Source organism: Enterobacter sp. Y17, assembly GCF_019730495.1.
Lineage (GTDB): Bacteria > Pseudomonadota > Gammaproteobacteria > Enterobacterales > Enterobacteriaceae > Enterobacter > Enterobacter asburiae_B.
Genome location: NZ_JAASKP010000001.1, coordinates 2,172,402 through 2,192,764, shown reverse-complemented (window position 1 = coordinate 2,192,764; position 20,363 = coordinate 2,172,402). Strand labels below are relative to the sequence as shown.

The following is a 20,363-nucleotide window of genomic DNA, read 5'->3' as shown; positions in this document are numbered from 1 at the left end:
TTAAAAACGGCAACCCCTGGGTTGCCGTTTTGCTTTGACCTCGTAGGCCCGGTAAGCGCTAGCGCCACCGGGCTTTTTTTAGCTATGCTTATTCTTCAATTCAAACCGCGGTGACACCAGACCGTACAGCGTCCAGCCCATAAAGGTCACCATTGCCCCGTAGAGCATCGCTTCCTGGCCGGATGAGTAGAGCGCATAAAAGCTGTAGATTGCCCCAATCAGCGCCACGATATTGGCCGCGCGCGCTTTGCGTGGATCCACCTTCGCCACCTTCTGAATGATCACCAGCGCTGCCATCGACAGGATATACGGAATGATGTTCGTCACCACCGCCAGGTTGACCAGCACGTTGAACTGGCTGTTCAGCGACGGGCTAATGGTCATCAGCGACAATCCGCTCTGGAAGATAACAATCGCCAGCATGCCCTGCACCGGCGCATCCGCTTTGGTCACGCGGGAGAAGATTTTTGGGAAGTAACCTTCATCAGCCGAGGATTTAAAGACCTGTGCGATGGTGAACTGCCAGCCGAGGAGTGAACCGCAGCAGGACATCACCATCAGCCCCATGATCACTTTCCCGACCTCAGGCGTGAACATCTGCGCGAAGGCCAGACCGAACGGCGCCGTAGAGTTTGCCAGATCCATGTTTGGCACAATCCCGGCAATCACGTTAGTCGAGACGATATAGATCACCGCCGCGCCCAGCGTGCCGCCGAGGACCGCAATCGGCACGTTCTTCTCCGGATTCTCTACCACTTCCGCGTTCGCACAGGCGGATTCCAGACCCAGGAAGGCCCAGAGCGTCATGGCGATTGAAGAGCCGACCGCGGTAAAGAATGGCACATGGTGCGGGTTCCAGGAGTTGGCGTAGAGTGTCGGGCTGAACCAGAACCAGCCGATGATGCACAGGCCGACAACCGGGATAATCACGCCCCAGACGGTGATGCTGGAGAGCTGTCCGGTGATACGCGCGCCGCCAAAGTTAGCCACGGTACAGATCCACAGCACCCCGATGGTCGCCAGCCCAATTTGCACCGGGCTGAGCGTCGCGCCAAACAGCTCCGTACCGTAGCCCACGGCGGAGATGGCAATCGCCACGTTGGCGATCAACAGCGATACCCCGTAGGTATAGTTGGCCATAAAGTTGCCCGACTTGCCAAAGGCGTATTCGGCGTAGCCCCCCATGCCGCCTGACTTACGGCTGAACATCCCGCACTTGGCGAACGCCCACGCCAGCGCCATTGAACCGACTGCCGTCACCAGCCAGGAGATGATAGAGATGGTGCCCACCTCTCCCAGTTTGGTGGGCAGCATGATAATCCCGGAGCCCATCATGTTCACCATGGTGAGGATGGTCAGCTGCACCACGCCCATCTTGTTGGACTTACTCATAATTTCTCTCCTTTCAGCAGCGTGGGCTGAGCGGCGGGTTGTTTGATGACGTTACAGCGAACCTGCTTGCGACCCTCACACTCCTCGACGTACACACCCTGCAGCTCCGGCGCGAAGCCCGGCAGCAGGTTGATGCCTTCTTCCAGCGCGGCAAAGTAGCGCAGCACGGAACCGCCCCAGACTTCCCCTGGGACAACGCACAGCACCCCTGGCGGATAAGGGAGCGCGCCTTCGGCGGCGATGCGGCCTTCCGCGTCGCGCAGGGAGACCAGTTCAACTTCACCGCGCAGATAGGCGTAGTTCGCGTCCTGCGGGTTCATCATCACGCGTGGGAAGTGAGACTTGCGGAACATCTCTTTCTGCAGCTGTTTCACGTTGTGGCGGGCGTACAGGTCATGCATTTCCTGGCAGATCTGGCGCAGGGTGTAATCCGCGTAACGTTCCGGATGCTGTTTGTAGAGAGATGGCAGGACGTCTTTCAGCGGAACATCGCTCTCGAGCAGTTTTTCGAAGCGCACCAGCTGCGCCACCAGCTGCTGCAGTTTGCCCATATCTTCCGCAGGCGTGAGCAGGAACAGGATCGAGTTGAGATCGCATTTTTCCGGCACGATGCCGTTTTCACGCAGGAAGTTGGCGAGGATAGTGGCGGGCACGCCGAAGTCGTCATACTCCCCGGTGCGGGCGTTAATACCCGGCGTGGTCAGCAGGAGCTTGCACGGGTCGATAAAATACTGATGCTCAGCGTAGCCTTCAAAAGCGTGCCAGTTTTCACCCGGTACGAAGTGGAAGAAGCGCAGATCGGTCGCAATTTTCGCCGTGTCCCAGCTTTCCCACGGGAGGCCATCCACCGTTTCCGGCACGAAGGGGCGCAGATACCGGCAGTTCTCCAGAATCAGCTTGCGCGCTTCGATACCGTTCACCACGCAGTCCATCCACATGTTGCGGCCGCTCTGGCCCTCATGCATACGGGCATTAATGTCCAGCGCAGCGAACAGCGGATAAAACGGGCTGGTGGAGGCGTGCATCATAAAGGCATTGTTCAGCCGCTTGTGCGGGACATAGCGCTGTTGCCCTTTGATGTGGCTGTCTTTCTTATGGATTTGCGAGGTCTGCGAGAAGCCGGCCTGCTGTTTATGCACGGACTGGGTGACCAGGATCCCCGGATCGTTTTCGTTCAGCTCCAGCAGCAGCGGAGAGCAGTCGGCCATCATCGGAATAAACTGCTCGTAACCCACCCAGGCCGAGTCAAACAGAATGTAATCACACAGATGCCCAATCTTATCCACCACCTGACGGGCGTTATAGATGGTGCCATCGTAGGTACCCAGCTGGATCACCGCCAGACGGAACGGACGCGCATCGCGTGCACGGCCCGGCGCCACCTCCGCCACCAGCTCGCGCAGATAACTTTCTTCAAAGCAGTGGGCGTCAATGCCGCCAATAAAGCCGTACGGGTTGCGCGCGGTTTCCAGATAGACCGGCGTTGCACCAGCCTGGAGGAGGGCACCGTGATGGTTAGATTTGTGGTTGTTACGGTCAAACAGCACCAGGTCACCCGGGGTGAGCAGGGCGTTAAGCACCACTTTGTTGGATGACGAGGTGCCATTCAGCACGAAGTAGGTTTTATCGGCATTAAAGACCTTTGCCGCATGCTGCTGGGCGATGCACGGCGCGCCTTCGTGGATCAGCAGATCGCCCATCGCCACGTCGGCGTTACACAGGTCGGAGCGGAAAAGCGTCTCACCAAAGAAATCGACAAACTGATTACCGGCAGGATGACGGCGGAAGAACTGGCCACCCTGATGCCCCGGGCAGTCAAACGCGCTGTTGCCCTGCTTCACATAGTCGACAAGGGCGCGGAAAAACGGCGGGCGCAGCTGGGTTTCATACTTCTGGGCTGCCGCTTCCAGCTGGCGTCCATAAAAGTCGTTGCTGGTGTCTGAATACTCAAATACGCCGTGAATGCGCGATAAATAGTCTGCCGGAATGAATTCCTCTTTGTGCGTCGCGACAAAAACAGGAATGCCAAAACCGGTGGCTTCTATTTCGTCCAGGATACCGCTGGCAATATCCGTGACCGCCAGAACAATGGCGGCAACATCAATATAATCAGAGGCGCGGACATCTACCAGTTCACGCTGGGTAGTAAAGCAATCCGGACATGCACGGCTGGCTGCGATTTTTAAACTTTTCATCTTTCTCTCTTTATTTTAGGTAATAAGCGTCCCTCGATTTCTTGCAAGAAAGAAATCGATAATTTACCGGAAAAAAAGCAAAGGGTGGCCGCTGATTAAAATCAGTGAATTGCTTTTTTGATGATTGAAATTCAGTCCGCCCGGTGCGGATGAGTCTGAATTAAAATGAATGAGCGCACGAGTTCACAGGCAATGGCCTGTAAAATAAGGTATTTCAGGATAACCTGTAAGCGAGTGCGCCAGAAGTCGAAGGACTACCGGGCATTAAAGAGATGAAAGTCAAAGCAGTTTCGGTGGGCAAACATCATGATATGTGTTGTCCGCCTTATATGGGGCATTAAGCGATTGTTGTTTTCCATGTTTCATTTTCCTTTCAGTAATTGAAAGCATGGTCATTTTATCCAGGGAAAGACGATTAACCGTGAGGTAGATCACCGTTAACCGATCAAATCAGAAATAAATATTCGTTTTAGATGAATATCGCAGATCAAAATTCTGATTTGTTGATGATGCGTTAACAGGTTGTGTTGTCAATGTTTTAAATGAGCAAAAATAGCCCGTAAAAATAATTTATGGGTTATTTGTGAAATATTGTCTGAGGGATTTCGTTTTTATTTAAAAATAAAATGAATAGTTATTCAAAGCATAAACCGATAACCGATACCGGTTTCAGTTAATAAATGGTGGGGGCGAGCGGGGTCAACTTCGAGTTTCTGACGAAGGTGTCCCATATATATGCGTAAATAATGACTATGTTCCACCGCGTTGGGCCCCCACACCTGACTTAACAGCTGGCGTTGGGTGAGTACCTTGCCGTGGTTGTTGAGCAGTACGGCGAGCAGGCGAAATTCTATTGGCGTCAGATGGATTTCTTCTTCACCGCGCACAATACGCCGCGCGGCCAGGTCAACCCGGATATCCCCAAACGTGTAGGTTGGGTCAGCTGGCGTGGTTGCGCTGTGGCGACGCAGCGCCACGCGAAGGCGAGCCTGAAGCTCGCCGATACCAAAAGGTTTAATCAGATAGTCATCTGCACCGGCATCCAGCGCCGCGATTTTATCCGTCTCTTCAGTACGCGCGGAGAGCACGAGGATCGGCATCTGGCTCCACTGACGCACTTCCCGGATAAAATCGATGCCGTCGCCGTCCGGCAAACCAAGATCGAGGATCACCAGGTCCGGCTTGCGGGTGGCGGCTTCAATTAAACCCCGCTGAAGCGTACCCGCATCATGAACGCGCAGACCGTCCCCTTCCAGCGCAGCGCGCAGAAAACGGCTAATGGCGATCTCATCTTCAACAATCAGAACGTTGATCACAAATCCTCTGGTAATTCATTAAGTTCTGGCGGGGTTTCCAGAGGAAGTGTAACACAAAACCGCGCGCCGCCTTCGGGGCGATTCTCTGCGGAGATGGACCCGCCATGGACGTCAATGATCGCCTGGCAAATCGCCAGCCCCAGCCCCACGCCCGGAATGGCAGACTCCTTATTGCCGCGCGCGAATTTTTCGAAAATAGCCAACTCCTGCCCGGCTGGAATGCCGGGTCCGGTATCCCAGACGTCAAGATGAAGCGTGCCGTCGTCCACCGTTGCATCTACGCCAATTTGGGCGCTGGCGCCCGCATATTTGCCGGCATTTTCCAGCAGGTTGATCAGCACCCGTTCAAACAGCGGACCATCAACGTGAATTAAGGTCAGGGGCTCGGGCATGTTCAGCGCAATATGCCGCCCGCCCAGGCCGGGTTCGAGCATTTTCAGGGCGCTGCCCACTACCTCTTCAAGCGTGAGCCACTCTTTTTTGAGGTTAAAACCGCCTGACTGGATACGCGCCATATCGAGCAGGTTATTCACCAGACGCGTGGTATTCAGCACATGCTGGCGGATCTCGCTGGCCTGAAGGGCGTGTTTAGAGCCTTCGGCCGCCAGGTCCAGCGTCAGGATTTCTGACTGACCAAACAGGACGGTGAGCGGGGTTCGCAGATCGTGAGAGAGCGCCGCCAGCAGCGAGTTACGAATGCTTTCACGCTCGCTCGCCAGCCGGGCCTGCTCTTCGCTGGCGGTGAGGGCAAGCCGCTCCAGCGCGCTGGCAACCAGCAGCGTAAAGGTCTCCAGCAGCCGCTGCTGTTCGGGGATCATCAGCTGGCGCAGGTTTGAGGGCTCAACAATCACCAGCCCCTGATTTTTATCGGCGCTGCGCAGCGGCAGAATTTGGTAGGGCACGCCGGGCAGGGTGTCGGTCCCTGCGCCCGCAGGTAACCCTTTATCAAAGCTCCAGCGCGCGATGGCTTCGTCCCAGGGCGTCATGCCTGAGGCCGACGTCAGCGGGCGCAGCTTGCCGTGTTCGTCAGGGAGTAAAATCAGGTTGCTGGCATGAAACGTCGAGCGAATGAACTGCTCGCTGGTCTGCACGATATCCAGCGGCGTGCGGCCCACCGCCAGCGATTTCGACATCTCATAGAGATGGCGCGTGCGCTGTTCGCGATAGCGGGCAATACGCGCCTGGTAGCGCACGCCCGCCGTCAGATTCCCGATTACCAGCCCGACGGTGAGCATCACCGCAAAGGTGAGAATGTACTGAACATCCGACACGGCGAGCGTCCCGCGCGGGGCAATAAAGAACAGATCGAAGCTGATGACGTTAATCACCGTCGCCAGCACCGACGGCCAGCGCCCGTAAAAGAGCGCCACCACCACTACGCCAAGCAGGTAGATCATCACCAGGTTGGCGGCATCAAACGCGATCAGCCACTGGCTGGCAATCACGGTAATCAGGGCGCAGAGCACGACGGCGACAAGACAGCCGCGCAGCTGAATGCGCCATTTATCGCTGAAGGCACGGCTGTCCGGCGCGCGGCTGGGTAACGGCGTGGGCTTATCATCCAGCGCCACGATCACCAGGTCCAGATCCGGTGCGCGGCGGGCCAGCTTGTCGGCAAACGATTCGCGGCTAAACCAGCGGCGATGCTGGCGACGGCCAATCACGATTTTTCCCAGATTGTGCTCACGGGCGTAGCGCAAAATGGCTTTATCTTCCTGAGGGTCGGAAAGGGTGGCGGTTTCGGCACCCAGCTCCTGCGCCAGGCGAAGCGAACTCAATATCGCGCGACGCTGGTTCTCGGGCAGCGCGTGCAGCTGCGGCGTTTCGACATACACCGCATGCCAGACGCTGCCAAATTTGGCCGCCAGGCGCGCGGCGGTGCGGACAAGCTTTTCATTGCCGCTGCCGTGGCCTACGCACAGCAGGATGGCATCTCGCGTATGCCAGACGCGCTCCTGGCCCTGCAGGTCGCGCCAGGCGCGCATCTGATCGTCGACGCGATCGGCAGTACGACGCAGGGCCAGCTCGCGCAGGGCAATCAGGTTGCCTTTACGGAAGAAATGTTCGATGGCGCGCTCGGCCTGGCCGGCAATATAAACCTTGCCTTCGTGCAGGCGCTGGCGCAAATCGTCGGGGGGAAGGTCGACCAGCACCACTTCATCGGCAGAATCAAAGAAGGGGTCGGGCACCGTCTCGCGCACCTGAATGCCGGTCACGCCGCTGACCACGTCGTTCAGGCTCTCCAGATGCTGAACGTTAACCGTCGTGAAAACATCGATGCCGGCTTCGAGCAGCTCCTCGACATCCTGCCAGCGTTTTGGATGGCGTGAGCCTGGCGCATTGCTGTGCGCCAGTTCGTCCATCAGGATAAGGGCGGGACGGCGGGCGAGGGCGGCATCGAGATCGAATTCGGTGACTAGCCGACCGCGGTGGCTGATACGGCGGGGCGGCTGGGTGGCCAGCCCCTTCAGCAGCGATGCGGTCTCTTTGCGTCCGTGGGTTTCTACCACGCCTATCAATATATCGAGCCCCTGCGCCCGAAGCCGCTGGGCTTCCGTCAGCATGGCGAAGGTTTTCCCGACGCCTGCGCAGGCGCCAAAGAAAATTTTCAGTTTGCCGCGATGGGCTTCGGCCGTCTGTTCGAGCAGCCTGTCCGGATCCGGGCGCATGGGCTCGTCGGTCATTTAGTTTTTCCTTAGCGCGTCCAGCGCCAGATTCAGCTCAACAATATTCACCACGGGCATGCCGATAAAGCTGACCAGCGGCTTTTGCGTGTGCTCTGCAACCAGCTGGCTAACCTGTTCGACGGTCAGCTGACGGGCCGCGGCGACGCGCGGGATTTGCCATGCCGCGGCTGCCGGCGTCAGGCTGTAGTCCAGCCCGCTGGCCGAGGCGGTCACCAGCTCTACGGGCACCTCACGGCTGGCCTGCGGATTAGCGGCGCGCAGGGCTGCCACGCGCTCAGCAACGGCTTTGTCCAGCTCGGGGTTGCTACCCGCCAGGTTACTGCCGCCGGATGCCATCGGATTATACGGGCTTTCGGCAGTGGCGGAAGGGCGCCCCTGGAAGTAACGGGCATCGGTAAAGTTCTGACCAATCAGGCGTGAACCGCGGCTTTCACCGTTTTGCATAATCAGCGAGCCGTTGGCCCGATCCTTAAACCACCACTGGCCCAGCGCGGTGGTCACCAGCGGGTACAGCCCGCCGGTAATGAGAGACAGCAGAATAAACAGAAGTATAGCGGGGCGTAACATCGTCATTTGATTCACCTTTTAAACCAGGCCGAACAGCGTCAACAGCAGGTCGATAACCTTGATACCGATGAAGGGCACCACCAGCCCGCCCAGGCCGTAAATCCACAGGTTGCGGCGCAGCATGGCGGCGGCGGTGAGCGGCTTATAGCTCACGCCTTTCAGCGCCAGCGGGATCAGGAAGACAATAATCAGGGCGTTAAAGATCACTGCGCTCAGAATGGCCGATGCCGGAGAGTGCAGGTGCATCACGTTCAACGCGTTTAATTGCGGGTAGGTCGCAGCAAACGCCGCCGGAATGATGGCGAAATATTTCGCCACGTCGTTGGCGATACTGAACGTAGTCAGCGACCCGCGCGTCATCAGCATCTGCTTGCCGATGTGCACCACTTCAATCAGCTTGGTCGGGTTTGAGTCGAGGTCGACCATGTTGCCCGCCTCTTTTGCCGCCTGGGTACCGGAGTTCATCGCCACCGCCACGTCGGCCTGCGCCAGGGCAGGGGCATCGTTGGTACCGTCGCCCGTCATCGCCACCAGACGGCCTTCCGCCTGATACTGACGAATCAGCGCCAGTTTTGCTTCCGGTGTGGCTTCAGAAAGAAAATCATCCACGCCCGCTTCGGCGGCAATCGCCGCGGCGGTAAGACGGTTATCCCCGGTGATCATCACCGTTTTGATCCCCATTTTACGCAGCTGGGCAAAGCGCTCCTTGATGCCGCCTTTGACGATATCCTTCAGGGCAATCACCCCCAGCACGTGTGCCCCTTCGGCCACCACCAGCGGCGTTGCCCCCTGACGGGCCACGCTTTCGACCAGGCTGTCCACTTCCGGCGGGAAGTGGCCATTGTTGGCCTCAATGTGGCGACGGATGGCGTCAACAGAGCCTTTACGGATCATGCGATCCTGAATGTTAATGCCGCTCATGCGGGTTTGCGCCGTGAAGGGCACGAAAGTAGCGTGAAGGCTCTGAACGTCGCGCTGGCGCAGGTTAAAGCGCTGCTTGGCGAGGATCACGATACTGCGGCCTTCCGGGGTTTCATCTGCAAGCGAAGAGAGCTGCGCGGCGTCTGCCAGCGTTTTTTCATCCACGCCCGGGGCGGGCAGGAAATCTGACGCCTGGCGGTTACCGAGGGTAATGGTCCCGGTTTTATCCAGCAGTAAGACGTCCACGTCACCGGCGGCTTCAACCGCACGCCCGCTGGTGGCGATGACGTTGGCACCGAGCATACGGCTCATGCCGGCTACGCCGATGGCTGACAGCAGGCCACCAATGGTGGTGGGGATCAGGCAGACCAGCAGCGCCACCAGCACCGTGATAGTGACCGCGGTGCCGCCATAGGCGGAGAACGGCCACAGCGTCGCGGTTGCCAGCAGGAAGACGATGGTCAGGGCCACCAGCAGGATGGTCAGGGCGATCTCGTTCGGCGTTTTACGGCGCTGGGCGCCTTCCACCATGGCGATCATCCGGTCGAGGAAGGTTTCCCCCGGGTTAACGCTACACTGGATCACCAGCCAGTCGGAGAGAATGCGCGTCCCGCCCGTCACGGAGGCGAAATCGCCGCCGGACTCACGGATAACCGGCGCGGACTCCCCGGTAATGGCGCTTTCATCCACCGAGGCGCCCCCTTCGATGACTTCACCGTCGCAAGGGATAATGTCACCGGCTTCCACCAGCACCACATCGCCTTTACGCAGTTCATCAGCCGGAACGTGGTCCATCTGCGCGCCGTATTTCGGTTCACGCAGCTTGCGCGCGAAGGCGGTTTTCTTCACCCCTTTCAGGCTGTTGGCCTGGGCTTTACTCCGGCCTTCCGCCAGCGCTTCCGCAAAGTTGGCGAACAGCACGGTAAACCACAGCCACAGGCTGATGGCGCCGGTAAACGTTGCATTTCCCGGCATGTGGCCCGTTCCCATGGCAATCGCCAGGGCGGTGGTCAGGACGCTTCCCGCCCAGACAATAAACATCACCGGGTTGTGCCACTGCACGCGCGGGCTCAGCTTTTTCACCGCATCCATGAGCGCCTGGCGAACTAATGACGGTTCGAACAGGGCCAGTTGTTTACGACTCATGACAATTTCTCCGCAAAATCAGCGTAAAGAGAGGTATTCCGCGACCGGGCCTAACGCGAGGGCGGGGATAAAGGTCAGGGCGCCGACCAGTAACACGGTGCCCGTCAGCAGGCCGATAAACAGCGCGCCGTGGGTCGGTAATGTCCCGGTGGTGGTCGGTTGGATTTTTTTATTCACCAGCGATCCGGCAATCGCCAACACCGGCACAATGATCCCAAAGCGACCCACAAACATGCAGAATGCCAGCAGGCAGTTCCAGAACGGTGAGTTGGCGCTTAAGCCCGCAAAGGCGCTGCCGTTGTTGTTGGCGGCAGAGGAGACGGCATACAGCACTTCACTAAAACCGTGAATGCCCGGGTTAAAGATGCCGCTGCGTCCGGCCTCGGTCATCAGCGCCAGCGCGGTGCCGAGCAGCACAAGCGCAGGGGTGACCAGAATCGCCAGCGCGGTTAATTTCATCTCGCGGACGTCGATTTTTTTACCGAGGTATTCCGGAGTGCGGCCAATCATCAAACCGGCAATAAACACCGCCAGCAGCACGAACAGCAGCATGCCGTAAAGACCCGAACCCACGCCGCCAAAGACGACTTCGCCAATCTGCATCAGCCACATCGGGATCATGCCACCCAGCGCCGTAAAAGAATCATGCATGGCGTTGACAGCCCCGCACGAGGCCGCCGTGGTGACCACCGCATACAGGCTGCTGGCAAGAATGCCAAAGCGGCTCTCTTTACCTTCCATATTGATATTGCTGTTGGCCCCCAGCTGCATGAAATGGCCGTTGCCGCTCCATTCAGCCCACATCACCAGCGCCACGCAGACTACAAAGATAAGTGACATCGTCCAGAGCAGGGTGCGGCCCTGACGGCGATCGTTAACCACGTCACCAAAGGCGAAGCAGAGCGCGGCGGGGATCAGGAAAATCGCCAGCATCTGCACAAAATTGGTTAATGCGGTAGGGTTTTCAAACGGATGCGACGAGTTGGCGTTGAAGAAGCCACCTCCGTTCGTCCCGAGCATTTTGATGGCTTCCTGTGACGCTACTGGCCCCATCGGCAGGAGCTGTTTTGCACCTTCCAGCGAGGTATAGGGCGCGTAAGGCATCAGGTTTTGCAGGGTGCCCTGCTGGATGAAGAACAGCGCGATTAGCAGCGCAATTGGCAGCAGGATCCACAGCGTAATGCGGGTCAGATCCACCCACGCATTACCCAGGGTATTGATTTTCTGACGCGCAAACGCACGGGTCAGCGCGAAGATCACGGCAATACCGCTGGCGGCCGAGAGGAAGTTTTGCACGGTTAACCCGATCATCTGGCTGAAATAGCTCAGCGTGGTTTCACCGGCGTAGGACTGCCAGTTGGTGTTAGTGACAAAGCTCACCGCTGTGTTCAGCGCAAGATGCCAGGACAGGCCCGGTAACTGTTGCGGATTCAGCGGCAGGATGCCCTGCAACATCAGCATGGCAAAAAGCGCAATGAGCCCAACGATATTCAGCAGCAAAATGGCGATCAGATACTGACGCCAGTTCATCTCCCGATCGTCTATTCCCAGCACGCGCCAGATCCCTTTTTCAACGCTTCCCGTGCCGGGCAGAGGAACGTTGTTGATCAATCGTGCCAGTCCCGATCCCAGTGGCCTTGCCAGAATGAACAGTACCACTAAGAAGCTGGCAATAAGCAGAAACGCCTGAGCAGCCATCAGAAGGCCTCCGCATTAATCAGGGCATAGACCAGATAACCCAATAACAGGAACACCAGCACGATGCCGGCAATAAGACCTGCACTCACAATCCACCTCCAGGTGACTTTCGTTGTTGTACCAACGGTAGGATTTCCGGCGCAAAGATTTCGCAAAAATGGGGAGGGTGGGTGTAAAAAAAGTATAAAAATGGCAAAGCCCACAATTTAACTATTGATAAGTAAACTGTTAACTTTTTTGTAACTTAATTACGGCGTGAATGTAAATATTCACTAAATGGGCAAAAATAAGTGGTCGGATGAGTAGTAAAATTACAAACAAAGCGATATTATTTTAGCCAGGTCACAGATTTTGAATTTTCCGGATGACGTTTCCGGCCAACTATAGGGGAGAAAATATGGATCTTTATAAAGAGTATCCGGCTCATATCGTGTTTTTGCGCCGCGCTTTCGCCGTAGTGGCTGGCGTGCTGGCTCTGCCGGTGATGCTGTTCTGGAAAGATCGTGCACGTTTTTACAGCTATCTGCACCGCGTCTGGGCGAAAACCAGCGAGAAGCCGGTGTGGATGGATCAGGCCGAGAAAGCGACCTGCGATTTCTACTGATACTAAGACTACACATAGCAATAAAAAAAACCGCCACATTACTGTTGGCGGTTTTTTTTGTCCCTCGGGATTCGCGGTCCGTTGGGTGGTCTTGCAGCCCCTACCCGGGATTTTTATCATACCCTCCTGTAAGCAGATGGCAATCCCTCGAAGCCTTTATAAATTCCTAATTTTATTCGAGTATATTACCTTCGCAGCGGATGTTAATTATGATGCTGCGTCCCTTTCCGCCATCTCGCAAATGGGCATCGGTCCTGGGAAAGGTGTACTTACAGCCGTAAAGCAACCCGCCTACCCGGGCTTGTGTCCACCGACTTATCACCGGTGGTGAACGGTGGAGCGGTTAGCAGCAGGGACCGCATAATGAAACGCTATTTTTGCATCGCGTTCATTGTCGCCAGCGTACTCGTTGTAAAGAGCGATGAACCTAATGGGTTTGTCGCGTTAACCACGATAGCGCAGGACAAGTAGCGCTAAGGCCGCCTCGGGCGGCCTTTTTTATTTCATCCCGTCTACACTTCATGGCAAAGTAGTTCAATGCATGCTTTTTCCTTTTACGGCATGCCCTTACGGACATAATGGATAATTGCCTGGAGTTTTATGCCCACCCATCTGGTTTGGTTTCGCGCGGACCTGCGCGTACATGACAACATCGCCCTTGCGGCAGCCTGCCGCGCCAAAGACGCTAACGTACTGGCCCTGTTTATGGCCACGCCCGAGCAGTGGCGGCAGCACGATATGGCCCCCCGGCAGGCGGCCTTGCTCCGGGCGTATCTGAACGATCTGCAGCACTCGCTTGCCGGAAAAGGCATACCGCTTCTCTATAAAGAGGTGAGTGATTTTGCCGCACAGCTTCAGACGGTGCAGGAGACATGTAAGCAGCACAACGTCACGCATCTTTTTTACAACTATCAGTACGAATTCAACGAACAGCAGCGCGACCGTCAGCTGGAGAAGATGCTGGAAGGGGTGGTCTGTGAAGGGTTTGATGACAGCGTGATGCTGGCACCGGGCAGCGTGATGACCGGCAACCACGAGATGTATAAAGTTTTTACGCCGTTTAAAAATGCCTTTATCAAACGTCTGAAAGAGGCGCTGCCGGAGTGCGTTGCCGCGCCTGCCGTGCGAGGCGAAGCCATAAAGGATCTGCCTGAGCTGACGTTTGATTACCCTCAGCAGCCGTTTGATGAAACGCTGTTCCCCGCCGATGAGAAAGCGGCCATCGCCCAACTGCGCCAGTTCTGCAAGCAGGACGCAGCCAGTTACGACGCGCGTCGGGATTTTCCCGCCATCGAGGGCACCAGCCGCCTGTCGGCCTGTCTGGCGCTGGGCGCGATCTCACCGCGCCAGTGTTTGCATCGCCTGCTGGCGGAGCAGCCGCAGGCGCTGGAGGGGGGCGCAGGGGCCGTCTGGCTGAATGAACTTATCTGGCGCGAGTTTTATCGCCATCTGATGACCTTTCATCCGGGTTTGTGTAAGCATCGGCCCTTCATTGGCTGGACCGATAATGTAAAGTGGCAATCGAATGATAAGCAGCTTAAAGCCTGGCAAAGCGGGCAGACGGGTTACCCGATAGTCGATGCCGCCATGCGTCAGCTTAACGAGACGGGGTGGATGCATAACCGCCTGCGGATGATTACCGCCAGCTTTCTGGTGAAGGATCTGCTTATCGACTGGCGTATCGGAGAGCGCTATTTTATCTCTCAGCTGATCGATGGCGATCTCGCGGCGAATAACGGCGGCTGGCAGTGGGCAGCCTCTACCGGCACCGATGCCGCTCCCTATTTCCGGATTTTCAATCCGACCACGCAGGGGCAAAAATTTGATGCGGACGGCGAGTTTATCCGCCGCTGGGTTCCTGAACTTAACGGTATACCTGCTAAAGCGATCCACGAACCGTGGGCATGGGCGGATAAACAGCGTGTAAAGCTGAATTACCCTCGTCCGATTGTCGACCATAAACAGGCGCGTGTCGCCACGCTGGCGGCGTACGAAGCTGCCCGCAAAGCATAAGAGAGTGATGATGAAAAACAGCGAACTGGAAAGCCTGATTAACGAAAAACTGAACAGTACCTCTTTCAGCGATTACGGCCCGAACGGGCTCCAGGTTGAAGGTCGTGAGACGGTGCAAAAAATTATCACCGGCGTGACGGCAAGCCAGGCGCTGCTGGACGAGGCCGTTCGTCAGAACGCCGACGCGGTGATTGTTCATCACGGTTACTTCTGGAAAAACGAATCGCCGATTATTCGCGGGATGAAGCGCAATCGTCTGAAAACGCTGCTAGCTAATGACATCAACCTGTACGGCTATCATCTGCCGCTGGATGCGCACCCGGAGCTCGGCAACAACGTCCAGCTGGCGCAGCTACTGGGGATTACCGTGATGGGGGAAATTGAACCGCTGGTGCCGTGGGGCGAGCTGGCGATGCCGGTTCCGGGGCTGGAGCTGGCCTCGTGGATTGAAGCGCGCCTGGGCCGTCGTCCGCTGTGGAGCGGTGATACCGGTCCGGATACGGTGAAGCGTGTCGCATGGTGTACCGGCGGTGGTCAGGGCTTTATCGACAGCGCCGCGCGTTTCGGCGTCGATGCTTTTATCACCGGCGAGGTTTCCGAGCAGACCATTCATTCGGCGCGTGAACAGGGGCTGCATTTTTATGCGGCTGGCCATCATGCCACCGAGCGCGGCGGCATTCGCGCCCTCAGCGAGTGGCTGACGGAAAATACCGATCTGGATGTGACCTTTATTGATATCCCTAACCCAGCCTGACGAGAGGTAGTTAAGTGCAGCGAGCGCGTTGTTATCTTCTGGGTGAAACCGCCGTGGTTCTGGAGCTTGAACCACCGGTGACGCTTGCCACGCAAAAGCGTATCTGGCGGCTGACCCAGCGTCTGGCCGAACTACCGGAGGTGGTTGAAGCCATTCCGGGGATGAATAACATCACCGTGGTGCTGCGTAGCCCGCATACCCTGGCGCTGGATGCCATTGAGCGTTTGCAGCGCTGGTGGGAAGAGAGCGAGGCGCTGGAGCCGGAATCGCGCGCCATTGAGATCCCGGTCGTTTATGGCGGTACGGGTGGGCCGGATCTTGGCGTGGTGGCAGACCACTGCGGATTAACCGAAAAGCAGGTTGTTGAGCTGCACAGCTCGGTTGACTACGTGGTCTGGTTCCTGGGGTTTCAGCCCGGATTCCCGTATCTGGGCGGATTATCTCCCCGGCTGCATACGCCACGCCGTGCCGAGCCGCGCCTGAGCGTCCCGGCGGGAACGGTGGCTATCGGCGGTGAGCAGACCGGCGTTTATCCGCTGACATCGCCCGGCGGCTGGCAGCTTATTGGGCATACCGCTACACCGTTATTTGAACCCGGGCTGGAGACGCCAATACTCCTGCGTCCCGGCGATACCCTTCGCTTTATCCCGCAGAAGGAGGGGGTATGTTAACGCTTATTCGCGCCGGGCTTTACACCTCCGTACAGGATGCCGGGCGCTTTGGTCTTCGCCAGTCGGGCGTGAGCTACTGCGGTGCGCTTGACCGTCCTTCGCTGGAGATTGCCAACCTGCTTGTGGGCAACCCAGGCAGCACGGCGGCGCTAGAAATTACGCTGGGTCAGTGTGTGATTGAGTTTGGTCAGGAGACCTGGTTTGCCTTAACCGGCGCAGGGTGTGATGCGACGCTGGATGGCAAAGCGGTGTGGACCGGCTGGCGGCTGCGGGCGAAAGCCGGGCAGCGCCTGACGCTCAAACGTCCGCTGCACGGCGTGCGTAGCTATCTCGCGGTGGCTGGCGGCATCGACGTGCCGGAGATATTGGGTTCATCCAGTACCGATCAAAAAGCCTGGATCGGCGGTCACGAAGGACGTTTGTTGCGCGACGGCGATCGGCTGGCAATCAAAGCCTCCGCGCGCCATTTCTCGACCACGCAGGGCGTAAAACAGCTGCTGTGGGGAAACCAGATCCGCGCCTTACCGGGGCCGGAATATCATGAGTTCGACGAGGCTTCTAAAGAGTCCTTCTGGCGCGCGCCGTGGAAGATCAGCCCGCAGAGTAACCGCATGGGCTACCGCCTGCAGGGTCAGCCGCTGACCCGCACGACGGACCGGGAACTGCTCTCCCACGGTTTATTGCCGGGGGTTATTCAGGTGCCGGGCAACGGTCAGCCCATCGTGTTAATGAACGATGCGCAAACTACCGGCGGTTATCCGCGCATTGCCTGCATCATTGAAGCGGATCGCTACCATCTGGCGCAAATTCCCCTCGGTCAGCCGATTCACTTCGTGCAGTGTTCGCTGGAGGAGGCGCTGAAAGCGCGGCAGGATCAGCAGCGTTATCTCGAACAGCTGGCGTGGAGGCTTGATGGTAAAGATTGATTTGAACGCCGATCTGGGGGAGGGAAGCAGCGCTGATGCGGAACTGATGACCCTGGTTACCTCGGTCAATATCGCCTGCGGCTTTCACGCGGGGGATGCGCAAACCATGCTGGAGAGCGTGCGTAATGCCATTAAAAACGGCGTCGCGATTGGGGCTCACCCCAGCTTTCCCGATCGGGAAAACTTTGGCCGTACGGCGATGGATCTGCCCCCTGAGACGGTCTACGCGCAGGTGCTCTACCAGATCGGCGCGCTGAAGGCGATGGTGCGCGCCCAGAACGGCGTGATGCGCCACGTGAAGCCGCACGGCATGCTTTACAACCAGGCGGCGAAAGATGCGGATCTGGCGGACGCCATTGCCCGAGCGGTGCGGGACTGCAGCCCGCAGCTGATCCTTGTGGGTCTGGCGGGAAGCGAGCTGATTCGCGCCGGACAACGGCTGGGGCTGACCACGCGTCAGGAAGTGTTTGCCGATCGTGGATACCAGCCGGACGGCAGCCTGGTGCCGCGGACGCAGGCCGGGGCTCTGATTACCGATGAAGGCAAAGCGCTGGCGCAGACGCTGGAGATGGTGCGCGCCGGGCGGGTGATCGCCGTGGATGGAACACCAGCAAATGTTCAGGCCGATACGGTATGTTTACACGGCGACGGCGAGCATGCGCTCCAGTTCGCACGCCGCTTGCGGGCAGCGTTTTCTGAAGAGGGTATCCTCGTCAGCGCCGAATAATGACGATAAGGACACAAAAATGCCTGAAGGTCCGGAGATCCGCCGCGCGGCGGATAGCCTGGAGGCGGCGATAAAGGGCAAACCCCTGACGGATGTCTGGTTTGCTTTTCCTCAACTGAAACCGTTTGAATCACAGTTGGTGGGCCAGACGGTGACCCATATTGAAACGCGCGGCAAGGCCTTGCTCACGCACTTTTCCCATAACCTGACGTTATATAGCCATAACCAGCTTTACGGCGTCTGGCGCGTGGTGGAGGCGGACGAGCTGCCGCAAACCACCCGCGTGCTGCGCGTCAGGCTGCAAACGGCGGATAAAGCGATCCTGCTCTATAGCGCGTCGGATATCGAAATGTTAACGCCGGAGCAGCTGCTGACGCACCCGTTCCTGCAGCGGGTCGGGCCGGACGTGCTGGACATGCGCCTGACGGCAAGCGACGTGAAGGCCCGGCTGTTATCACCTAAATTCCGTAACCGACAGTTTTCCGGTCTGTTCCTCGACCAGGCCTTTCTGGCCGGGCTGGGTAACTACCTGCGGGTAGAGATCCTCTGGGAAGTCGAGCTGGCGCCGCAGCATAAAGCGTCTCAGCTGAGCGATGAACAGCTGGAGGCGTTATCCCACGCGCTGCTGGATATTCCGCGGCTGTCGTACAACACGCGAGGCGTGGCGGATGAGAACACGCATCACGGGGCGCTGTTCCGATTCAAGGTGTTTCATCGGGCGGGGAAAAAGTGCGAGCGATGTGGCGGGATTATCGACAGGATTATGCTCTCTTCCAGACCTTTTTACTGGTGTCCACACTGCCAGAAATAAAAGTAAAACGGTAACCCAAGGGTTACCGTTTCTAAGGTTTTCACCCTCTCCCTGTGGGAGAGGGCCGGGGTGAGGGCATCAGGCCGCACCCAACTTCTGTTAGCGCTTAATATCAGACTTAAAATCACGCTGCTCGTAGCCGGTGTACAGCTGACGAGGACGGGCGATTTTCATGCCTTCGCTGTGCATTTCGTTCCAGTGCGCAATCCAGCCTACGGTACGGGCCATGGCGAAGATCACGGTGAACATGGAAGACGGAATGCCCATCGCTTTCAGAATAATGCCAGAGTAGAAATCGACGTTCGGGTAGAGTTTCTTCTCGATGAAGTACGGGTCGTTCAGCGCGATGTGTTCCAGCTCCATCGCCACTTCCAGCAGGTCATCTTTGGTACCCAGCTCTTTCAGCACTTCGTGGCAGGTCTCACGCATGACGGTAGCGCGCGGGTCGTAGTTTTTGTAAACACGGTGACCGAAGCCCATCAGGCGGAAGGAGTCATTCTTGTCTTTCGCACGACGCACGAACTCAGGAATGTGCTCAACGGTGCTGATCTCTTCCAGCATCTTCAGTGCCGCTTCGTTCGCGCCGCCGTGCGCCGGTCCCCACAGGGAGGCGATGCCCGCAGCGATACAGGCGAACGGGTTCGCGCCTGAAGAGCCCGCGGTACGGACGGTAGAGGTAGAGGCGTTCTGTTCGTGGTCAGCGTGCAGGATCAGAATACGGTCCATTGCGCGTTCCAGCACCGGGTTCACTTCGTACTCTTCGCACGGCGTGGAGAACATCATGCGCAGGAAGTTACCCGCATAGGAGAGGTCGTTGCGAGGATACACAAACGGCTGGCCGATGGAGTATTTGTAGCACATCGCCGCCATGGTAGGCATTTTGGACAGCAGGCGGAACGCCGCGATATCGCGGTGACGCGGGTTATTCACGTCAAGGGAGTCGTGGTAGAACGCCGCCAGCGCACCAGTGATACCGCACATCACCGCCATCGGGTGAGAGTCACGACGGAACGCATGGAACAGACGGGTAATCTGCTCATGGATCATGGTGTGACGGGTCACGGTGGTTTTGAATTCATCGTACTGTGCCTGCGTCGGTTTTTCGCCGTTCAGCAGGATGTAGCACACTTCCAGATAGTTGGATTCGGTGGCTAACTGATCGATGGGGAAGCCGCGATGGAGCAGGATACCTTCGTCACCGTCAATGTAGGTGATTTTGGATTCGCAAGATGCGGTAGAGGTAAATCCAGGGTCAAAGGTGAATACACCTTTAGAGCCCAGCGTACGGATATCAATAACATCCTGACCGAGCGTGCCTTTTAGCACATCCAGTTCAATAGCAGTGTCACCATTTAGGGTGAGCGTTGCCTTTGTATCAGCCATTTACGGTCTCCTTAGCGCCTTATGCTTAAGACTGCGCTTTACCGGATTTGCTTTCAGCTGTTAATCACCGTTACCAGATTGTTATTTGGCTTACCGCTCAGCTCACGAGGACAAACCAGGGTACAGAGCTATGGCGCCTTGCAGGTAAACGAATGAAATATCAGTGAAACAACAGCAAATCAGCGTTTTTGCAGTCCGAATTATTCAAACCTGTATATCACTAATAACTGTCCTGATAACTTCGGTCAATACCATCACACTGTTACATAACTATTTGTCAGGTGAAAGAGAGACCTCATAACTTTTGCGCATTATATGCCTTTTCTGATGACGTTTGTAACAATATTGTTTAACATTTGTCAAATCAGATGATTAAAAATTAAAAAGATGTTGTTATCGTGACCCTGATCACTGTTCCAGAGAAAACCCGACAAACTGTATGTAGGTTAATTGTAATGATTTTGTGAACGGCCTATACTGCCGCCAGGTCTCCGGAACACCCTGCAATCCCGAGCCACCCAGCGTTGTAACGTGTCGTTTAAGCATCTGGAA

Annotated in this window: 17 protein-coding genes; 7 read left to right on the top strand and 10 right to left on the bottom strand. The window is 57.1% G+C overall.

Annotation, left to right across the window (positions count from 1 at the left end; translation table 11 throughout):
* Positions 1 to 78 precede the first annotated feature (78 nt).
* The 9 genes from potE to kdpF all read right to left on the bottom strand — a co-directional run bounded on the left by potE (position 79) and on the right by kdpF (position 12,011).
* Positions 79 to 1,392: a putrescine-ornithine antiporter gene (gene potE / locus HCH49_RS10345; protein WP_221702636.1), complete on the bottom strand. Its 1,314-nt coding sequence runs from the start codon at positions 1,390 to 1,392 to the stop codon at positions 79 to 81.
* On the bottom strand, positions 1,389 to 3,587 hold the full coding sequence (gene speF / locus HCH49_RS10340) for an ornithine decarboxylase SpeF (protein WP_221702635.1): 2,199 nt from the start codon (positions 3,585 to 3,587) through the stop codon (positions 1,389 to 1,391). Before speF ends, potE begins: the two co-directional genes overlap by 4 nt.
* Before the next feature lie 254 nt (positions 3,588 to 3,841).
* Positions 3,842 to 3,946, bottom strand: coding sequence for a leader peptide SpeFL (gene speFL, locus HCH49_RS10335; protein ID WP_003858645.1), 105 nt, complete (start codon positions 3,944 to 3,946; stop codon positions 3,842 to 3,844).
* Positions 3,947 to 4,225: 279 nt separating this feature from the next.
* A complete protein-coding gene (gene kdpE, locus HCH49_RS10330) occupies positions 4,226 to 4,903 on the bottom strand; it encodes a two-component system response regulator KdpE (RefSeq protein WP_221702634.1) in 678 nt (225 codons plus the stop codon).
* The gene (gene kdpD, locus HCH49_RS10325) at positions 4,900 to 7,587 is read right to left on the bottom strand and encodes a two-component system sensor histidine kinase KdpD (protein WP_023310777.1); all 2,688 of its coding nucleotides are present in this window, start codon (positions 7,585 to 7,587) and stop codon (positions 4,900 to 4,902) included. Before kdpD ends, kdpE begins: the two co-directional genes overlap by 4 nt.
* Complete coding sequence (gene kdpC / locus HCH49_RS10320) at positions 7,588 to 8,163, bottom strand: potassium-transporting ATPase subunit KdpC (RefSeq protein ID WP_033144943.1); 576 nt, start codon at positions 8,161 to 8,163, stop codon at positions 7,588 to 7,590. It lies immediately after the preceding gene.
* A gap of 12 nt (positions 8,164 to 8,175) precedes the next feature.
* Positions 8,176 to 10,224 carry a potassium-transporting ATPase subunit KdpB gene (kdpB, locus tag HCH49_RS10315; protein ID WP_039261299.1) on the bottom strand — a complete coding sequence of 683 codons (2,049 nt, stop codon included), beginning with the start codon at positions 10,222 to 10,224 and terminating at the stop codon, positions 8,176 to 8,178.
* Positions 10,225 to 10,242: 18 nt separating this feature from the next.
* Positions 10,243 to 11,922, bottom strand: coding sequence for a potassium-transporting ATPase subunit KdpA (kdpA, locus tag HCH49_RS10310; protein WP_033144945.1), 1,680 nt, complete (start codon positions 11,920 to 11,922; stop codon positions 10,243 to 10,245).
* Complete coding sequence (gene kdpF, locus HCH49_RS10305; RefSeq protein WP_014069365.1) at positions 11,922 to 12,011, bottom strand: K(+)-transporting ATPase subunit F; 90 nt, start codon at positions 12,009 to 12,011, stop codon at positions 11,922 to 11,924. Before kdpF ends, kdpA begins: the two co-directional genes overlap by 1 nt.
* Before the next feature lie 308 nt (positions 12,012 to 12,319).
* Here kdpF and HCH49_RS10300 point away from each other — a divergent pair, with 308 nt between their 5' ends.
* The 7 genes from HCH49_RS10300 to nei all read left to right on the top strand — a co-directional run bounded on the left by HCH49_RS10300 (position 12,320) and on the right by nei (position 18,428).
* Positions 12,320 to 12,526 (top strand): YbfA family protein, encoded by a 207-nt coding sequence (locus tag HCH49_RS10300; RefSeq protein WP_023310781.1) that lies wholly within the window; start codon positions 12,320 to 12,322, stop codon positions 12,524 to 12,526.
* A gap of 600 nt (positions 12,527 to 13,126) precedes the next feature.
* Complete coding sequence (gene phrB / locus HCH49_RS10295; RefSeq protein WP_087822188.1) at positions 13,127 to 14,539, top strand: deoxyribodipyrimidine photo-lyase; 1,413 nt, start codon at positions 13,127 to 13,129, stop codon at positions 14,537 to 14,539.
* Positions 14,540 to 14,549: 10 nt separating this feature from the next.
* Positions 14,550 to 15,293 (top strand): type 2 GTP cyclohydrolase I, encoded by a 744-nt coding sequence (locus HCH49_RS10290; protein ID WP_023310783.1) that lies wholly within the window; start codon positions 14,550 to 14,552, stop codon positions 15,291 to 15,293.
* Positions 15,294 to 15,307: 14 nt separating this feature from the next.
* The gene (pxpB, locus tag HCH49_RS10285; RefSeq protein WP_045887708.1) at positions 15,308 to 15,964 is read left to right on the top strand and encodes a 5-oxoprolinase subunit PxpB; all 657 of its coding nucleotides are present in this window, start codon (positions 15,308 to 15,310) and stop codon (positions 15,962 to 15,964) included.
* Entirely contained in the window at positions 15,958 to 16,890 is a 933-nt protein-coding gene (gene pxpC, locus HCH49_RS10280) for a 5-oxoprolinase subunit PxpC (RefSeq protein ID WP_221702633.1), read from the top strand. The genes pxpB and pxpC overlap by 7 nt, the downstream gene beginning before the upstream one ends.
* Positions 16,877 to 17,617, top strand: coding sequence for a 5-oxoprolinase subunit PxpA (gene pxpA / locus HCH49_RS10275; protein ID WP_221702632.1), 741 nt, complete (start codon positions 16,877 to 16,879; stop codon positions 17,615 to 17,617). Before pxpC ends, pxpA begins: the two co-directional genes overlap by 14 nt.
* 19 nt (positions 17,618 to 17,636) lie before the next feature.
* Complete coding sequence (gene nei / locus HCH49_RS10270; RefSeq protein WP_221702631.1) at positions 17,637 to 18,428, top strand: endonuclease VIII; 792 nt, start codon at positions 17,637 to 17,639, stop codon at positions 18,426 to 18,428.
* Positions 18,429 to 18,527: 99 nt separating this feature from the next.
* Here the strand turns inward: nei and HCH49_RS10265 are convergent, their stop codons facing one another.
* Positions 18,528 to 19,811, bottom strand: a complete 1,284-nt coding sequence (locus HCH49_RS10265; RefSeq protein WP_023334930.1) for a citrate synthase — start codon at positions 19,809 to 19,811, stop codon at positions 18,528 to 18,530.
* Positions 19,812 to 20,363: the final 552 nt, after the last annotated feature.

Excerpts from the sequence above, each read along its gene's own strand:
- potE (WP_221702636.1), bottom strand. The coding sequence starts at position 1,392 with ATGAGTAAGTCCAACAAGATGGGCGTGGTGCAGCTGACCATCCTCACC.
- speF (WP_221702635.1), bottom strand. The coding sequence starts at position 3,587 with ATGAAAAGTTTAAAAATCGCAGCCAGCCGTGCATGTCCGGATTGCTTT.
- speFL (WP_003858645.1), bottom strand. The coding sequence starts at position 3,946 with ATGGAAAACAACAATCGCTTAATGCCCCATATAAGGCGGACAACACAT.
- kdpD (WP_023310777.1), bottom strand. The coding sequence starts at position 7,587 with ATGACCGACGAGCCCATGCGCCCGGATCCGGACAGGCTGCTCGAACAG.
- kdpC (WP_033144943.1), bottom strand. The coding sequence starts at position 8,163 with ATGACGATGTTACGCCCCGCTATACTTCTGTTTATTCTGCTGTCTCTC.
- kdpB (WP_039261299.1), bottom strand. The coding sequence starts at position 10,224 with ATGAGTCGTAAACAACTGGCCCTGTTCGAACCGTCATTAGTTCGCCAG.
- kdpA (WP_033144945.1), bottom strand. The coding sequence starts at position 11,922 with ATGGCTGCTCAGGCGTTTCTGCTTATTGCCAGCTTCTTAGTGGTACTG.
- HCH49_RS10300 (WP_023310781.1), top strand. The coding sequence starts at position 12,320 with ATGGATCTTTATAAAGAGTATCCGGCTCATATCGTGTTTTTGCGCCGC.
- phrB (WP_087822188.1), top strand. The coding sequence starts at position 13,127 with ATGCCCACCCATCTGGTTTGGTTTCGCGCGGACCTGCGCGTACATGAC.
- HCH49_RS10290 (WP_023310783.1), top strand. The coding sequence starts at position 14,550 with ATGAAAAACAGCGAACTGGAAAGCCTGATTAACGAAAAACTGAACAGT.
- pxpC (WP_221702633.1), top strand. The coding sequence starts at position 15,958 with ATGTTAACGCTTATTCGCGCCGGGCTTTACACCTCCGTACAGGATGCC.
- pxpA (WP_221702632.1), top strand. The coding sequence starts at position 16,877 with ATGGTAAAGATTGATTTGAACGCCGATCTGGGGGAGGGAAGCAGCGCT.
- nei (WP_221702631.1), top strand. The coding sequence starts at position 17,637 with ATGCCTGAAGGTCCGGAGATCCGCCGCGCGGCGGATAGCCTGGAGGCG.
- HCH49_RS10265 (WP_023334930.1), bottom strand. The coding sequence starts at position 19,811 with ATGGCTGATACAAAGGCAACGCTCACCCTAAATGGTGACACTGCTATT.